Source organism: Draconibacterium sp., from assembly GCF_041583095.1.
Taxonomy (GTDB): domain Bacteria; phylum Bacteroidota; class Bacteroidia; order Bacteroidales; family Prolixibacteraceae; genus Draconibacterium.
In genome coordinates this window covers 1-15,830 of the sequence record NZ_JBFHGM010000103.1, presented here as the reverse complement: position 1 = coordinate 15,830, position 15,830 = coordinate 1, and the positions used below count along the sequence as shown (strand labels likewise).

General features: G+C 43.5%; 12 protein-coding genes. 10 read left to right on the top strand and 2 right to left on the bottom strand.

What is annotated here, in order from left to right; genetic code table 11:
- Positions 1-44: 44 nt before the first annotated feature.
- The gene (locus ABZB17_RS11230) at positions 45-572 is read right to left on the bottom strand and encodes a hypothetical protein (RefSeq protein WP_372650277.1); all 528 of its coding nucleotides are present in this window, start codon (positions 570-572) and stop codon (positions 45-47) included.
- A gap of 303 nt (positions 573-875) precedes the next feature.
- On the opposite strand from ABZB17_RS11230, the gene ABZB17_RS11225 reads away from it, so the two are divergent.
- The 5 genes from ABZB17_RS11225 (at position 876) to ABZB17_RS11205 (ending at position 8,020) form a co-directional block, all read left to right on the top strand.
- Positions 876-1,358, top strand: coding sequence for a SoxR reducing system RseC family protein (locus tag ABZB17_RS11225; protein WP_372650275.1), 483 nt, complete (start codon positions 876-878; stop codon positions 1,356-1,358).
- Between the two features lie 349 nt (positions 1,359-1,707).
- Positions 1,708-3,837, top strand: coding sequence for a prolyl oligopeptidase family protein (locus tag ABZB17_RS11220; RefSeq protein ID WP_372650272.1), 2,130 nt, complete (start codon positions 1,708-1,710; stop codon positions 3,835-3,837).
- Positions 3,838-3,929: 92 nt separating this feature from the next.
- Positions 3,930-4,559: a deoxynucleoside kinase gene (locus tag ABZB17_RS11215; RefSeq protein WP_372650270.1), complete on the top strand. Its 630-nt coding sequence runs from the start codon at positions 3,930-3,932 to the stop codon at positions 4,557-4,559.
- Positions 4,560-4,653: 94 nt separating this feature from the next.
- Entirely contained in the window at positions 4,654-6,405 is a 1,752-nt protein-coding gene (locus ABZB17_RS11210; protein ID WP_372650268.1) for a tetratricopeptide repeat protein, read from the top strand.
- 244 nt (positions 6,406-6,649) lie between these two features.
- Positions 6,650-8,020 (top strand): dipeptidase, encoded by a 1,371-nt coding sequence (locus tag ABZB17_RS11205; protein ID WP_372650266.1) that lies wholly within the window; start codon positions 6,650-6,652, stop codon positions 8,018-8,020.
- 55 nt (positions 8,021-8,075) lie between these two features.
- Here ABZB17_RS11205 and ABZB17_RS11200 read toward each other — a convergent pair whose 3' ends face one another.
- Entirely contained in the window at positions 8,076-9,830 is a 1,755-nt protein-coding gene (locus ABZB17_RS11200) for an alpha-L-fucosidase (RefSeq protein ID WP_372650265.1), read from the bottom strand.
- A 252-nt stretch (positions 9,831-10,082) separates the two neighbouring features.
- On the opposite strand from ABZB17_RS11200, the gene ABZB17_RS11195 reads away from it, so the two are divergent.
- The 5 genes from ABZB17_RS11195 to ABZB17_RS11175 all read left to right on the top strand — a co-directional run.
- Positions 10,083-10,865, top strand: a complete 783-nt coding sequence (locus ABZB17_RS11195) for an ATP-binding protein (protein ID WP_372650263.1) — start codon at positions 10,083-10,085, stop codon at positions 10,863-10,865.
- A complete protein-coding gene (locus ABZB17_RS11190; protein WP_372650262.1) occupies positions 10,858-12,030 on the top strand; it encodes a radical SAM/SPASM domain-containing protein in 1,173 nt (390 codons plus the stop codon). Before ABZB17_RS11195 ends, ABZB17_RS11190 begins: the two co-directional genes overlap by 8 nt.
- 1 nt (position 12,031) lies before the next feature.
- Complete coding sequence (locus ABZB17_RS11185; protein WP_372650260.1) at positions 12,032-13,615, top strand: polyprenyl synthetase family protein; 1,584 nt, start codon at positions 12,032-12,034, stop codon at positions 13,613-13,615.
- Complete coding sequence (locus ABZB17_RS11180; RefSeq protein ID WP_372650258.1) at positions 13,608-14,453, top strand: prenyltransferase/squalene oxidase repeat-containing protein; 846 nt, start codon at positions 13,608-13,610, stop codon at positions 14,451-14,453. The genes ABZB17_RS11185 and ABZB17_RS11180 overlap by 8 nt, the downstream gene beginning before the upstream one ends.
- Positions 14,454-14,591: 138 nt before the next feature.
- Positions 14,592-15,830 (top strand): prenyltransferase/squalene oxidase repeat-containing protein (locus ABZB17_RS11175; RefSeq protein WP_372650256.1); only part of this gene is annotated, 1,239 nt, incomplete at its 3' end.

Here is a 15,830-nt window from a genome sequence, read left to right as displayed (position 1 = left end):
TCGGACGGGTGATCTCCTCGCCCACTCGGAGTTTCCCGCTCTCACTAAGGTTTCATTTCAACTCCGGGCACCGACCAAAAGAGGCCGTACCACTGATGCAACGTCAGACACATCAGAGCGTGGCCTCGTCTGGTGAGCCGGAAAACAAGCGGTGACAGCGTTAAAAAATTACTGCTGTTTGAGGAGGAACGACGAGTTTCAGGAATTTTAGTCGGCATCGCGTAGCTTTTCCGAGTGAGGCGGGCGCAGCCTTGGGTTTTCTGTTTACTATTTGGGCTAAGCCAAAGAGTAAAATCCGTCCGATAGGACAAAAGCATGTTTCTTATGGTTGGTGGCTTATTTGAATTGATTCGGAAATTTTCCTCCACAAGAAATTTCAGGTAATCCGAAACGTCAGCCCACAACCGATATGCTTCCGCTTCCGCCAGCGAATGATGCGCTGAAATAAGATAGTCTTCATCTGCAATAAGAGCAACCGTATCTTCCATAAGATAGCCGTCATCTTCTCCCAGATAATCATCCGCTGACGGAAGATAGCCGTCATCTTCCATAAGATCAACTGTATCTTTCATAAGATTGTCGTCATCTTTTACCAGATCATCATTATATGATGAAAGATAATCCTTCGCTGACAGCAGAGAACCGTTCACTGACAGCAGATAGACTTCATCTTCTTGAAGATGAGCACTGCGACTGGAATCAATGGTACTGGAAGACGGAGGGATTGAGGGATTGAGGAACTGAAGGATGGAGGGACTGAGGAACTGAAGGATTGAGGGACTAATAGACTGTGACTGAATACTGAGACTGAGAACTTGCTCCCACGCGGAACTTTAACTTCCTTTTCTTAACTTCGCCACTAAAATTATAGAAACATGGGCAACTGGTCAGAACAACTTCACAATAAAATAGACGAACAATTACAAGGCGGCAGAGATAAAGACCTGCGCTTTTTCCGTATCGACGAGTTTAAACGTAATATCTCAAGAGTTGATGAATTTTCGAATTCCTGTCCGGTATGCAAAAAAGAACAAATTAATATTGCAGAAGCGGTAAACAACATTGCCCAGGCTGTAAACCACGTTGGCAAACCACGCCGCGAGTACGACCGGCTGATCACCCGCCTCTCAAAACACATGCAAAAAGAACACGGTTTTTACGCGCCGTACTATTTCACTTACCTTATTTCATTCTTTGGAATTATTGGCGGCTCTGTTTTGGGCTACCTGTTGATGCAATTAAACGCAGACATTAAACTCGAGCTATTCCTTATTGGTTTTTCCATCGGACTGTTGCCTACCTACATCTGGGGGCATTTAAAAGACAAAAAGCTGAGAAAAGAGAAGCGGCTTATGTAAGTCCGGTCAAAAGATATTCATGATTCTCGGGAATCACCAACAGTAATAAAAGTAAATTAACAATGCAACCTGGTACCGTTCTCAGTACTGGCTCCCCTCGTGAGGGGAGCTCCCGACAGGGTGAGGGGTAAATGTATTTACAAATAAAACACTACCCTTTTGTCTGTCGACATTTTCCCTTTCAAGGGAAAACTGCTCTTATGCAATGCTTGAGTAAAAGAGGAAGTTAGTTCAGAGAACTTTCACGACAAAAAAAAGTCTTGTACTGTTACTTTCCCCACACACTCATGACTGATATCAAGAAAATTGTAATCAAGAAATAGTTAATTTAGCGAAAAACAACTGCACAATGAAGAACACTGTTTTATTTGTACTGGCAGCACTTGTTCTGTTTGCCTGTACTGAACAACAACCAAAATTAGATTATCCTGTGACAAAAAAAGGAGACGTAAAAGACACCTATTTTGGTGTTGAAGTGGCCGACCCGTATCGTTGGCTCGAAGACGACCACTCGGCTGAAACTGCCGAATGGGTAAAGGCAGAAAACAAAGTAACTTACAGCTACCTGAACCAGATTCCGTACCGCGAAGAATTAAAAGAAAGACTTTCGTCGATATGGAACTACGAAAAAGTGGGTGCGCCGTTTAAAGAGGGCGACTGGACCTATTTTTACAAAAACAACGGACTGCAAAACCAATATATGGTTTACCGTTTTAAAACCGGAGAAGATGCATCTAATGCAGAAGTTTTTCTCGATCCGAATACTTTTGCTGAAGACGGAACAACATCGTTGGATGCCTTGAGTTTTTCGGAAAATGGTAAAATTGCCGCCTACTCGATATCGGAAGGTGGCAGCGACTGGCGCAAAGTAATTATTATAAATACCGACACGAAAGAGCAAATGGGCGACACACTGGTTGACGTAAAGTTCAGCGGTATTTCGTGGAAAGGCGACGAAGGATTTTTCTACTCGAGCTACGACAAACCTGAAGGCAGCGAACTATCGGCAAAAACCGATCAGCATAAATTGTACTACCACAAATTGGGCACAACTCAAAACGAAGACGAACTGGTATTTGGCGGAACACCCGAAGAAAAACACCGTTATGTTGGCGGTGGCGTAACCGACGATAATCGTTACCTGGTAATTACAGCCAGCGTTTCCACTTCCGGCAATAAACTGTTTATTAAAGACCTTACCCAGCCAAACAGTAAATTAATTACTGTAATCGGAACCGACGAAAGCGACACTTACGTAATCGATAATGTGGGCACAAAACTCTACCTGGTTACCAATTTAAATGCACCAAACCAACGAGTGGTTACTACCGATGTAAGCAACCCAACACATGAAAACTGGGTGGATTTTATTCCTGAAACTGAAAACGTTCTTAGCCCGTCAACCGGATGTGGTTATTTCTTTGCCGAATATATGATTGATGCGGTAGCAAAAGTATTTCAATACGACTATGATGGCAAAATGATTCGCGAAGTGGAACTGCCGGGAGTTGGTTCGGTTAGTGGTTTTGGTGCTAAGAAAAAGGCTACCGAAATGTATTACACGTTCACCAACTACATTACGCCGGGAAGTATTTATCAATACGATTTTGAAACCGGTGAATCGGAACTGTACCGCAAACCGGCAATCGACTTCAATCCAAACGATTTTGAAAGCAAACAGGTTTTTTACACCTCGAAAGACGGCACTAAAATCCCGATGATCATCACGTTCAAAAAGGGAACTGAACTGAATGGCAAAAATCCAACGATCCTCTACGGTTACGGCGGTTTTAACGTTAGCCTTACACCAAGTTTTTCGGTTACCAATGCTGTTTGGCTCGAGCAAGGTGGCGTATATGCTGTTGCCAATTTGCGTGGTGGTGGCGAGTATGGTAAAAAGTGGCACGATGCAGGAACCAAAATGCAAAAACAAAATGTTTTCGACGATTTTATTGCCGCTGCCGAATACCTGATTGCCGAGAATTATACATCGAGCGATTACCTGGCCATCCGTGGCGGATCGAACGGAGGGTTATTGGTTGGCGCCGTAATGACACAACGCCCCGATTTAATGAAAGTGGCACTTCCGGCAGTTGGCGTGCTGGATATGTTACGTTACCACACCTTTACCGCAGGTGCAGGTTGGGCCTACGATTACGGCACAGCCGAAGACAACATAGAAATGTTTGAATACCTGAAAGGATATTCTCCGGTGCACAATGTAAAAGCGGGTGTTGAATATCCGGCAACGCTGGTAACCACAGGCGACCACGACGACCGTGTTGTTCCGGCACACAGCTTTAAATTTGCAGCCGAATTACAGGCAAAACAAGCTGGTGACAACCCGGTTCTTATCCGGATAGAAACTGATGCCGGACACGGAGCAGGAACCCCTGTAAGCAAAACCATTGAGCAGTATGCTGATATTTATGGCTTCACACTTTGGAATATGGGCATTAAGTCGCTGACTGAAAATTAGACAAAAATTCCCTGAAAGTTTGGGATAAAAAATACTACTTTTGAATTCCCGGTAGCACGATTTGTTACCGGGAATTTTTATGTTGAAGAACAATGCAATTTCTGGTTATTGAGGGAAATATCGGGGCTGGCAAATCAACACTTTCGCGAATGATTGCCAAAGATTACAACGCCAAACTGGTGATGGAACAATTTGCCGACAATCCCTTTTTACCCAAGTTTTACCAGGACAAAGAACGTTATTCATTTCCGCTGGAACTTTCGTTCCTGGCCGACCGCTATACGCAAATCAAAAACGAAGTGCTCAACCTCGATCTCTTTCACCCGTTTATGGTGGCCGACTACTATTTCGCCAAAACCGCAATTTTTGCCGAAACCACGCTTAAGAAAGATGAATACCATCTGTTCCGGCAAATCTTCAACATTATTTTCGAATCGATGCCCAAACCTGATTTGTATGTTTACCTCCATTCGGATGTCGACCGACTGATGAAAAATATAAAAATGCGCGGGCGCGATTATGAACAAAACATGGATCCTGTTTATCTGGAGAAAATTGGCGATGGATACTTTAACTTTTTTAAACAAATTTCCACCTTCCCTATCCTGATTATTGATATTAACGGCATTGATTTTGTACAAAATCCCGACCATTATCAGCAGTTGAAATCCGCCATTTTTAATAGTGAATATAAATTAGGAATAAACCGTCTGATATTGTGATAAAAACATGGGCTACAGCTTTTAAATATTGAAAAGCTTTTTACTTTTGTCTGCTCGAATGTGAATTTTAATTATAGTATAAATAATGTCTGTTATGAGAAGAATCAACTTTAAACCTATCCCCCTTTTCATTGGTATTGCGGTATTATTGGCCGGATGTTCCGGACTAAACAAAATGAAGAAAGATGCCGATCAAATCAACTTCAAAGTTACCCCTGAGGTGCTTGAGGCACATGCCAGTGAAGTTGCCGTTGCAATCGACACACGTTTCCCAGCCAAATACTTCAACAAAAAAGTTACATTAACTGCTACACCTGTGCTAAAATACGATGGTGGAGAAACTGCGTATGAGCCTGTTTCGGTGCAGGGCGAAAGTGTTGAAGCCAACAACAAAGTAATTAGCTACAACGGTGGTAGTTTAAATTACAAAAATGCTGTTGCTTACGATAAAGCCATGGCAAAATCAGAACTTTACGTAAACATCAAAGCATCACAAGGTGCAAAATCGGTTGATTTCGAGCCAATAAAAGTTGCCGATGGTATTATTGCTACCAGCGAAAAAGTTATCATGATCCCTAAAGCGATTTTAGGTGTTGAGCGCGAAGCTAACAACAGCGGAAAATACGATCCAAATATCGATGCTTTCCAACGTATCGTTCCTGACGAAATGACTGCAGACATCAAATACCTGATCAATCGTTCGAACATTCGCAGAGACGAAACTTCAAAAAGTGAAGTTACTGCACTGGAAGACTACACTAAAAAAGCAAACGAAGACGAAAGAATCGATCTGAAAGATGTTGAGGTTTCAGCTTATGCATCACCTGATGGTACAATCGATCTGAACCTTGATCTTGCTGCAAAACGTAAAGAAACATCTTCGGCATTTTTGGCTAAAAAATTAAAAGAAGCCGGTATTGATGTTAAGTTGAAAACAAAATACACTCCTGAAGACTGGGACGGTTTTAAAATCTTGTTGGAGCAGTCGAACATTAAAGACAAAGAACTGATCCTGCGTGTACTTTCGATGTACAACGACCCAGAAGTTCGTGAGCGTGAAATCCGTAACCTAAGTGAGACTTTTAATGAAGTTGCTGACGAAATTCTTCCTCAGTTGCGTCGTGCAAAAATGACTACCAGCGTTGATATGATTGGTAAAACCGACGAAGAATTAAAAGCAGCTGCCACAGCTGATCCTTCTTCATTAAATCCGGCAGAGTTACTTTACGCTGCTACTTTGTTCGAAGATCTTAACGAACAACTTTCGGTTTACAATACGTTTATGGAAGTTTATCCGAACGACTGGAGAGGACCAAACAACGCAGGTTACGTAATGGTTCAGCAATACAAATATGCAGATGCAAAACCATTGTTCGAGAAAGCTGAGAAACTGGCTAACGACGAGCCTATCGTTAAAAACAACGTTGGTGCGGTTACTTTAACCGAAGGCGATGTTGACGCTGCTGAAGCTTTATTTGGTGCTGCTGCAGGTGCAGGCGACGCTGTTAACTACAACATGGGAATTGTTAGCGTTAAAAAAGCCGAATACGACAGAGCTGTTCAGTATTTCAACCGTTTTGCCGATGTAAACTCGGGATTGGCAAAATTACTGGCCGGAAACAACAACGGTGCGGTTAAAGACCTTGACGCTTGTACAATTGAAGGTTGCTATATGACTGAATATTTCAAAGCTGTAATTGGTGCACGCACTGCTAAAGAATCGTTATTGTTCGACAGCCTGAAAGCTGCTGTTGACATGAATGCCGGTTTGAAAGAAGTGGCCAAAACAGATATGGAATTCGCAAAATATTTCGACAATGCTAAATTTAAAGCTATTGTTGACTAATACCATTTGTTTTTCAGTGTGAGCCATTAGCGAAACACTGAAATTACAATGGTTAATGCCGATTGAAAATTTAAAGACTCAATTTGATTTCACATCGGTATAATTAAGTTGTGATAAACTTATTGGAAGGGCGATCGTTTGATCGCCCTTTTTTTATGCTGGTTCATGACAAAACCTCTTTTTTAATCCTGCGCAAAACACTATTTTTCAAGCTCAATTATTAAGGGAAATTCAAGTAAATGTTATGGAGTACATAAACAAGTATGTAGAGGAAAACAAAGACCGGTTTTTGGAGGAATTATTTGGATTGATCCGCATTCCGTCGATCAGTTCGATTGCTGCCCACAAACCGGATATGTATAAAGCCGCCGGGTACTGGAAGAAAACACTTTTGGAAGCCGGTGCCGATAAAGCCGAAGTTTTTGAAACCGCCGGGAACCCGGTTACCTATGGCGAAAAAATCATCGATCCGGCACTACCAACCGTATTGGTTTACGGCCATATGGATGTGATGCCGGTTGATCCCATCGATTTGTGGGACACACCACCGTTTGAGCCACAGGTGCGCGACGGCAAAATTTATGCCCGCGGTGCCGACGATGACAAGGGGCAGGGAATGATGCACGCCAAAGCTTTTGAGCTGATGGTAAAAACCAATACCCTTCCCTGCAACGTAAAATTTATGATTGAAGGCGAAGAGGAAATAGGATCGCCAAACCTGGGAAAATGGTGCGAGCAGAACAAGGAAATGCTAAAAGCCGATATTATCCTGGTTTCCGACACTTCAATGCTGGCTGCTGATATTCCTTCCATTACCACCGGATTGCGCGGACTGTCGTACTGGCAGGTGGAAGTTACCGGCCCAAACCGCGACCTGCACTCGGGTATTTTTGGCGGCGCAGTTGCCAACCCGATTAATGTACTTTGTTCGATGATCGACCAGATGGTTGACGCAGATGGCAAGGTTACCATCCCCGGTTTTTATGATACCGTTCAGGAAGTATCGGCCGAAGAACGTGCCTTGCTGGCCAAAGCTCCGTTTAACGAGGAAAAGTATAAAAAAGCACTTGGTGTTGATGAGCTGAAAGGAGAAAAAGACTTTACAACAAGCGAGCACACCGGCATTCGTCCGTCGTTTGATGTATGCGGCATTTGGGGCGGTTACACCGGAGAAGGTGCAAAAACCGTATTGCCATCAAAAGCTTTTGCAAAAATCTCATCGCGTTTGGTTCCCGATCAGGATCACGAAAAAATAGCCGTACTTTTTAAAGACCACTTTGAAAGTATTGCGCCAAAATCGGTAAAAGTTGAGGTTACCTACTTACACGGTGGCCCCGCTTATGTTTGCCCCATTGATATTCCAGCCTACCAGGCTGCTGAAAAAGCGTATACCGATACTTTTGGCAAACGTCCGGTACCGGTTCGCTCGGGTGGAAGTATCCCGATTATCTCAACTTTTGAAAAAGTGCTTGGAATTAAGTCGGTATTAATGGGCTTTGGACTGGAATCGGATGCTATTCATTCACCCAACGAAAACTACCCGCTGGAACAGTTTTACAAAGGCATAAAAACCATTCCGCTATTCTATAAATATTTTGCGGAAATGAGTAAATAGAATCAGAAGGCCTTCAAGGTTTTTGAAACCTTGAAGGTCTGACTAAATACAAAACCTACAACTTTATTAACTCCAAATACATCAACTGTTTATCGCCGGTATTTCCGGCAGCAGGTAACAGCGAGATGGTTTGCTCGCCAATTTCTTTTATTTCCAGTTCGCCCAATTCCACCAAATCAAATTCTTCGCCGGTATCAGGGATTTCTGCTTCTATTTTCTGATCTCCCAAACGAACCGTTAATCCTCCTCTTTCGGCACTCCACACCAAAGCTTCAACCCGGTATTTGCCCGGTTCAGCATCAAAAATCCACTCTAACCGTGTGCGGGCATCCACCCAGTTGGCAATTATTGAGTTTGAACCACTACCTTTTAACACAGCATGTTCGCCATAACCGGGATTATAAATGTCGGCAAAGTCGGCTGGTAACAACACACTACCTTCTTTTAAGTGTGGTTTATTACTTGTTACCGTCATTTCGCCACGTATTTTCACAACAACCACCGTATTTATCTCATTAAATATTACCGACGGCGCATGAACATGTAAATCGCCCTCTTCAAATTTCCAGGCAAAATGCTGTTTCGGGTTCGACAACAGGTAAACATCGCGTACATTTGCTTCCAGTCCAGGCACTTTTAATAAGCCATCTTTTGGCCAGTCAAAAACATGCAGGTAAAGATTGGTTACGCCGCCCTCCTTTTTGGTAGTGCAGCGGCCCCAGGGCAATTTATAAAACGGACTGGCACTTGTACCGTATATTGATTTGCCGTTTTGTTGCATCCAGTGGCCCATTTCTTTTAGGCGCTCAACACTGGCTTTGGGGAATTCACCTGTTGCAGTTGGCCCCACGTTCAGCAACAGATTACCACCTTTACTGGCAATATCAACCAACATTTTTATCAACTCTTCGGTAGATTTCCAGTTTTCGTCGTACCATTTGTAGCCCCAGCTGGTGTTCATGGTCATACACACCTCCCAATCGTAATCAAGCCCGGTTGGCGGCACATGCTGTTCGGGTGTTTGAAAATCGCCCGGCCATGGACGATACAGGCGGTTATTCGTTATCAGGTTAGGGTAATCATCGGTAACTGCTTTTAAAGCGTTAGCCGCTTCTTCTGTCATTCCGCGTGGCGTATCCCACCACAAAATATCCAGCCCTCCGTAGTTTTCCAGAATTTCTTTTACCTGCGGCACCGCCTTTCCGTTTATGTAATTCATCAGTGGTTCGCGTTTTAAATCCGGATCCCAATGAGGTTTACCTTCTTCAATGCTCCAGTAAGTTCCGCCCGGTTCGTGCCAGTCTTGCGCCTGCGAGTAGTAAAAACCCAAACGTATACCTTCTCTTTTACAAACTTCAGCCAGTTCTTTTAACGGATCGCGGTCAAAAGGCGTAGCATCTACAATATTGTATTTGCTGGCTTTTGAATGAAACATTGCAAAACCATCGTGGTGTTTCGAGGTGATCACAATGTATTTCATTCCGGCATATTTAGCCAGTTTTACCCATGCTTCGGCATCAAATTTATCGGGATTAAAGTTTTCTGCCAGTTGCTCGTATTCCTTCACCGGAATTTCGGCACGGGCCATTATCCATTCGCTAATCCCATTTATACGTTCGCCTTTCCATTCACCTGCCGGATCGGCATATAAACCCCAGTGAATAAACATTCCGAAGCGGGCCTCGCGCCACCACTCCATTTTCTGATCGTGAGCCGATAGTTCATCATTCTTTGTGGTTTTCTCCTCCTTTTTCGAATCGCACGAAACAAAAAGCAGGGCAAACAGGGCAATAAGCAATAAGCGGTTCATACTATAAAATTGTCTGTTTAATGTACAGGTATAAATTTCGGAATAATAATTACAAAAACAGGCCATTCCTCGTCTTTTGTGTCATTAATTCAATGTGCGTATTATTTCCTCTGCCAATGGGCTCAACTCATCTGCAAAACAACAAGATTCATCGCAGTTAAAAGCCTATCCGTCTTAATTGATTGTTAAAGGCGGGCAAGCATTTTTAAGTTGAGCAGAATTTTGTTTATTTAGCTTTTCATTACCAGAAAAATGACAAACAAAACTTGCCTGATTTTTTGCAATTGTGGTGCTGGCATCATTTCCGACGATAAGAAGGAAGAGCTTTCAGAAGCTTTCAAACCGCTTGGAGTTGATATTTATGAGCTGCACGACCTTTGTGCTTTTTCGCTGAATGAAAAGGACTTCCTACACCAATTGGATAACGATTACGACAAAACACTGATTGCTGCCTGCTACCCGCGGGCCATTAAAAATATGTTTGAGCAGAACGGGGTTCAGCTCAGCAATTACGAGGTGTTTAATTTCAGGGAGACCGACACTGAAGAAATTACCTCCGATATAGCTGCCCGGATTGAGGAAAAGCAGGAAAACAGCAAATACGAAATAAAAAAGACCGGGCTAAAAGTTCCGGCGTGGTACCCGATCATCGATAAGGAGCGTTGTACCCTTTGCGGACAGTGTGCCCGGTTCTGTGTTTTTGGAGTTTATTCGTACAATAAAAAAAGCCTCAAGGTTGTCAATCCGTTGTCGTGCAAAAACAATTGTCCGGCTTGCGGACGAACCTGCCCGGCATCGGCGATTATATTCCCGCGTTTACCTGAAAATTCTGCGTTATCAGGAGCAGAACCCGGCGACGATAAAAAAGCATCGGGAAACGATCAAAAAGGAAATTTGTTTGTTATGTTGAACGAGCGCAATAATACCCGAAGAAACATTTTCAAACAAGGCGCTTTTCAACAAGCAGAAGAAGAGAAAAAGAGAGCCCTGGAAGAATTAAAGAACAGCTTAAAAAACCCAAAAAGCGATGGTTAAACAAATCCTGAAAACAGATAAAAAATGCTTGTATAAGTTTGCATATAACATGGGCATAAAAGGTGCCCGTGGTATTCAGCGTTTTCAGAAACGAGTAAAAAAGGGCGATTTCTTTCCGGCATTTCATTTTATTTCGGTTACCGACGATTGCAACCTGAATTGTCAGGGCTGCTGGGTGACGCATAAAAAACAGAATGCGCGCATGTCGCCCGAAATGTTGGATTCGATTATCACGCAATCAAAAGCAAAAGGCTCATACTTTTTTGGGATTCTCGGTGGCGAACCACTGATGTACAAACCGCTTTTCGATGTTTTTGAAAAACATTCTGATTGCTATTTTCAGCTGTTTACCAATGGCACTCTACTTACCAAAGATATTGCTGAACGTTTACGCAAACTGGCCAACGTTTCGCCGCTAATCAGTTTTGAAGGCGACAACGAAGTTGCCGATGTGCGCCGCGGAGGAAAAAACGTTTATCAAAAAGCACAGGATGCAATTGATCATTCAACCGATGCCGGATTGATAACCGGTGTGGCGATGAGTGTTTGCAAATCGAATATCGATCTGGCCTTTTCCGATGACTTTATTCAATCGCTGATCGACCGTGGCGTACTTTATTTGTGGTACTACATATATCGTCCGGCGGGACAAGACGCAACTGTTGAGCTTTGTCTGTCGGCGGAGCAAATTGAGCAACTTCGCCAATTTATTGTTGATGCGCGCCGGAAATACAACATCGCTATTATCGACGCCTATTGGGATGAAAATGGAAAAGGATTGTGCCCCGCGGCATCGGGCCTAAGTCACCATATTAATGCTTCGGGCGATATAGAACCTTGCCCGGTTATTCAGTTTGCCACCAACAATGTGGCCGATGGCAACCTGGAAAGCATTTACCGCAATTCAACTTTCCTGGCGGGATTTAAAACAGAAATACCAAAACTGACCACGGGCTGTATCGTAATGGACGATCCACAGTGGTTGGTTAATTATACAAAACAACATGCCGCAAAAGATACATCGGGCCGGGATAACGAAGCCGAACGCCTGAGCAAAATGGAAAAAGTTTCCAGTCATGGCTCGGCAAAACCGGTTCGCGAAAAGAGCTGGGTGTATCGCTTTGCAAAAAAACGGGCATTTTTTGGCTTTGGCGCCTACGGTTAATATGAAGGAGACAAACGGTATATTGAAAGTTCCTGAGGAATCGTTCGTGCGCAACAAAATGCGTAAGGCTGCTGCAGCTATGCTCGGAATGTTGGAGCTGCGTCCTCCTGTAAACATCCAAAAACTGGAAGAACTGGCCGCTGCGTTGGTGCGCGAGCAGGAAATTTCTGCTGAATTTATTCCTTTTGCCATGGTTTTACTGGGTAACGAATCGTGGCGAAAAACGGTAAAAGCAACGCCCATGAACCGCCGGCTTTTACTATTGCCGCAATGCCTGAACGACAACAATAAATGCGAGGGCCTGTTCGACGAACTGGGCCTAAACTGTGCCGGATGTAAGGCCTGCCCCATCGATGATCTGCTGATTGAAGCCGAATCAAAAGGATATGCCAATTTGGTGGCCGAAGGAACCACGGTTGCGGTTGGCTTGGTGGAAGAAGGATCAATAGATGCTGTAATCGGCGTGAGTTGTATGCCGGTGTTGCAACGTTCTTTTGAGCCGGTATCAAATGCTGCCGTACCGGTAATTGGCATCCCGCTGCTTTTCGATGGCTGTGAAGAGACCCGCGCCGATATAAAATGGATTCTGGATGAAATGCGTTCCTATGAGCCGGATGAAGCGCACCAACCCATTTCGGTGTCATTGTTAAAGAACCGAATCGAAGGTTTTTTCACCAAAGAATACATCGAAAAATATATTCCCGGCCGCGATAAAACAGAACAAATTGCACAGGAATATATGCTTATTGACGGACAGCGGATACGCCCGCTGCTTGCCGCTTTAGCTTACCTGGCCTACTCAACTTCTAAAACCGATGAGCTTCTAAAACCTTTAACACTTATCATCGAGTGTTTCCATAAGGCGTCGCTTATTCACGACGATATTGAAGACAATGCCAACCAGCGTTACAACACGCTTACCGCGCATGAAAAATACGGCGTTCCTCAGGCTATTAATGCCGGCGATTTTCTGATTGGGAAAGGATACGAGTTGTTGAGTGATCTGGATATTTCGAACGAAATCCTGAAAAACTGCCTGCGTTTTATTGCCCACTCGCACATACAATTAACACGCGGCCAAGGCGTCGACATTCTTTTCAACGACGGCAAAATTCAACTATTGCCCGATGAGATGATCGAGGTTTTTAAGAATAAAACCGGTGAAGCCATTAAAGTGGCCTTGTTGCTGGGAGCAATTATTAGCGGAGCAAACAAACAGGAACAGGAAATTCTGGAACAATTTGCCGATTTTATGGGAATTGCCTACCAAATTCGCGACGACCTGAATGAATATACGGAACAACATTCGGCCGAAAAAACCGGCGATTATCCCTTCCTGCTGGCCTTACTGAACAAACATTTCGCCGATCAGGGAAAAGAGACGCCAGCGAATTTATTCGGGCAAGTTGGTGAATTCAGAAAGTTGATTGATCAAACCGGATTGCTGGAAGTTACAAAGGAATACTTGCAGAAATACGTTGACAACTGTTACGCGGAACTAGATAAACTGGATAATTCCAAACTCCGACTTAGCCTTTACGGCGTGATGGGAAAGATATTTAAATCAGAAACTACCAATGAGTAAACCAAAGAAGATCGCGATCTATAAAAAACTGGTTCGGCGACTTTCTTTAGGATTTGAAACTTTATCGCCCGAAATACAACAGGAAATCACTGATTTTATAAAAAGTCAGCAACATACTTCGGGGGGCTTTTGCGATCGTGCCGGAAAACCTGATCCATACTACTCTCTTTTTGGCTGCTGGTTGAGTTTAGCCACCGGACAAAAAGAAGAAATTGAGCAGTTAAAAGCCTACATTTCGAAACAACCTGAGACATCAAGTACCGTTGAAGAACTGGCGCTAAATCTAATGAAAGCGGAGCTATTCCAGCAGCCGAAAAACGAATCGCTGCTTTCGTTGCTAAAAAAAGTTTTTTCGGGGCATAACTTCATGGATATTTCATACCGCTTTTTTCTGCTGGCTTTAACGATTGATGCCACTGCAAAAAACCGCTTTGTATTTAACCTGATGGCACGTGTTTGGCTGCCCTTTTACAAAGTAAAAAATAACTCTCCATGTAGTTTGGTAGCCGCTCTTTGTTTCGCCCGATTTGACCTTGGATTGGAGTACTATAAATATCAAAAATTGTTATTGGAATTTCACCAGGAAAAAGCAGGGTTCAGGGCTTTTGAAACCACACCGTTCAGCGATACTTTATCAACCGGAGTGGCACTTTTCTCTTTGGCTGAAACCAATTATGATCTGAGGCTGATCACTCCTGATTGTCTTGATTTTATTCAAATGAATTATCTTTCAGGAGCCTTTCTTTCGGGTGATGGTGACGAAACCCGCGACCTGGAATATACGTTTTATGGTTTGCTGGCGCTGGGGAGCCTTGTTAAGGATGAATTGGCAGGATGAAGGATTAAGATTGCAGAATGATGATTAACGATTTTTGATTTGAGAAGGAATAGGCAATTAGCAATTTACAATAGGCAAAACTGATTAACGTCACAGAAATCTTAGTGTCTTCGAGTCTTTGTGTTTAAAAAATTAAAAGTGAAAAAAGAAGAGTTGGAAATACGGTTTAAGGAATTGAGCGATATTTTGCTTGGCGAACTCAACGACGAAGGATTTTGGTCAGGAGAATTATCGTCGAGTGCACTGGGTGCAGCCGTTGCGGTTGCAGCACTTCATTTTCACGATGCCACTCTTCATCAACAGGAAATTAAAAGCGGATTGAAATGGCTCTCATTAAATCAAAATGCAGACGGTGGTTACGGCGACACACCAGAAAGTCCGGCTAATATTTCAACTTCGTTACTTAGTTATGCGGCACTGAATCTTTACGCAGAAAATAATTCAGAAGTAAAGACAACACAGCAAAAACTGGCAGACTACCTGCTTACACAAAATGTTGATGTTCGCTCTGACCAGGTCGCAAAAGTTATTCTCGATCATTACCAAAAAGATTATACGTTTTCGGTGCCCATTTTAACGTTGTGTGCACTTTGTGGTGTTCCCGGAGACGATGGTTTTAAACACATTCCGCAGTTGCCTTTCGAGCTGGCGTTGCTGCCGCGCCGGTTTTATCGCTTGATGAATCTGAGTGTGGTAAGTTATGCAATCCCGGCATTGATCGCCGTTGGTATTGTGGTTTTCCGCAAGAAAAAATCGAACGGATTAACTCGTGCTATCCGGGCAAAAGCTGAAAAGAAAGCCCTTAAAATTCTGGAACGATCGCTACCCGAAAGTGGTGGTTTTCTGGAAGCGATTCCCTTGACCGCTTTTGTTGCACTAAGCCTCGTCAATGCAGGATTAAGAGATTCGATTGTAGTAGACAAAGGAATTGCTTTTTTGAAGCGTACACAACGCGAAGATGGTAGCTGGCCCATTGACATCGACCTCTCGACGTGGGTAACCACCTTAAGTGTAAAAGCACTGGGAGAAAGAAAAAACGAGGTATTGTCAGTAACTCAACAAAAGCGTATTGTTAATCACTTGCTTTCGGTGCAAAATAAAACGATACATCCGTTTAACGGCACTTCGCCGGGTGGTTGGGGCTGGACAAATTACACGGGCTCCGTACCCGACTGCGACGATACACCCGGAGCGATTCTGGCACTTTTAGATTTGTCGCCACATCATACAATTACGGAGGAAATATTGGTTGGTGGTGACTGGTTGCTAAAACTTCAAAATAACGATGGCGGCTTTCCAACCTTTTCGCGGGGTTGGGGGAAATTACCCTTCGACCAAAGTTGTGCCGATTTAACCGGACACTGTGTTTTTGCGCTT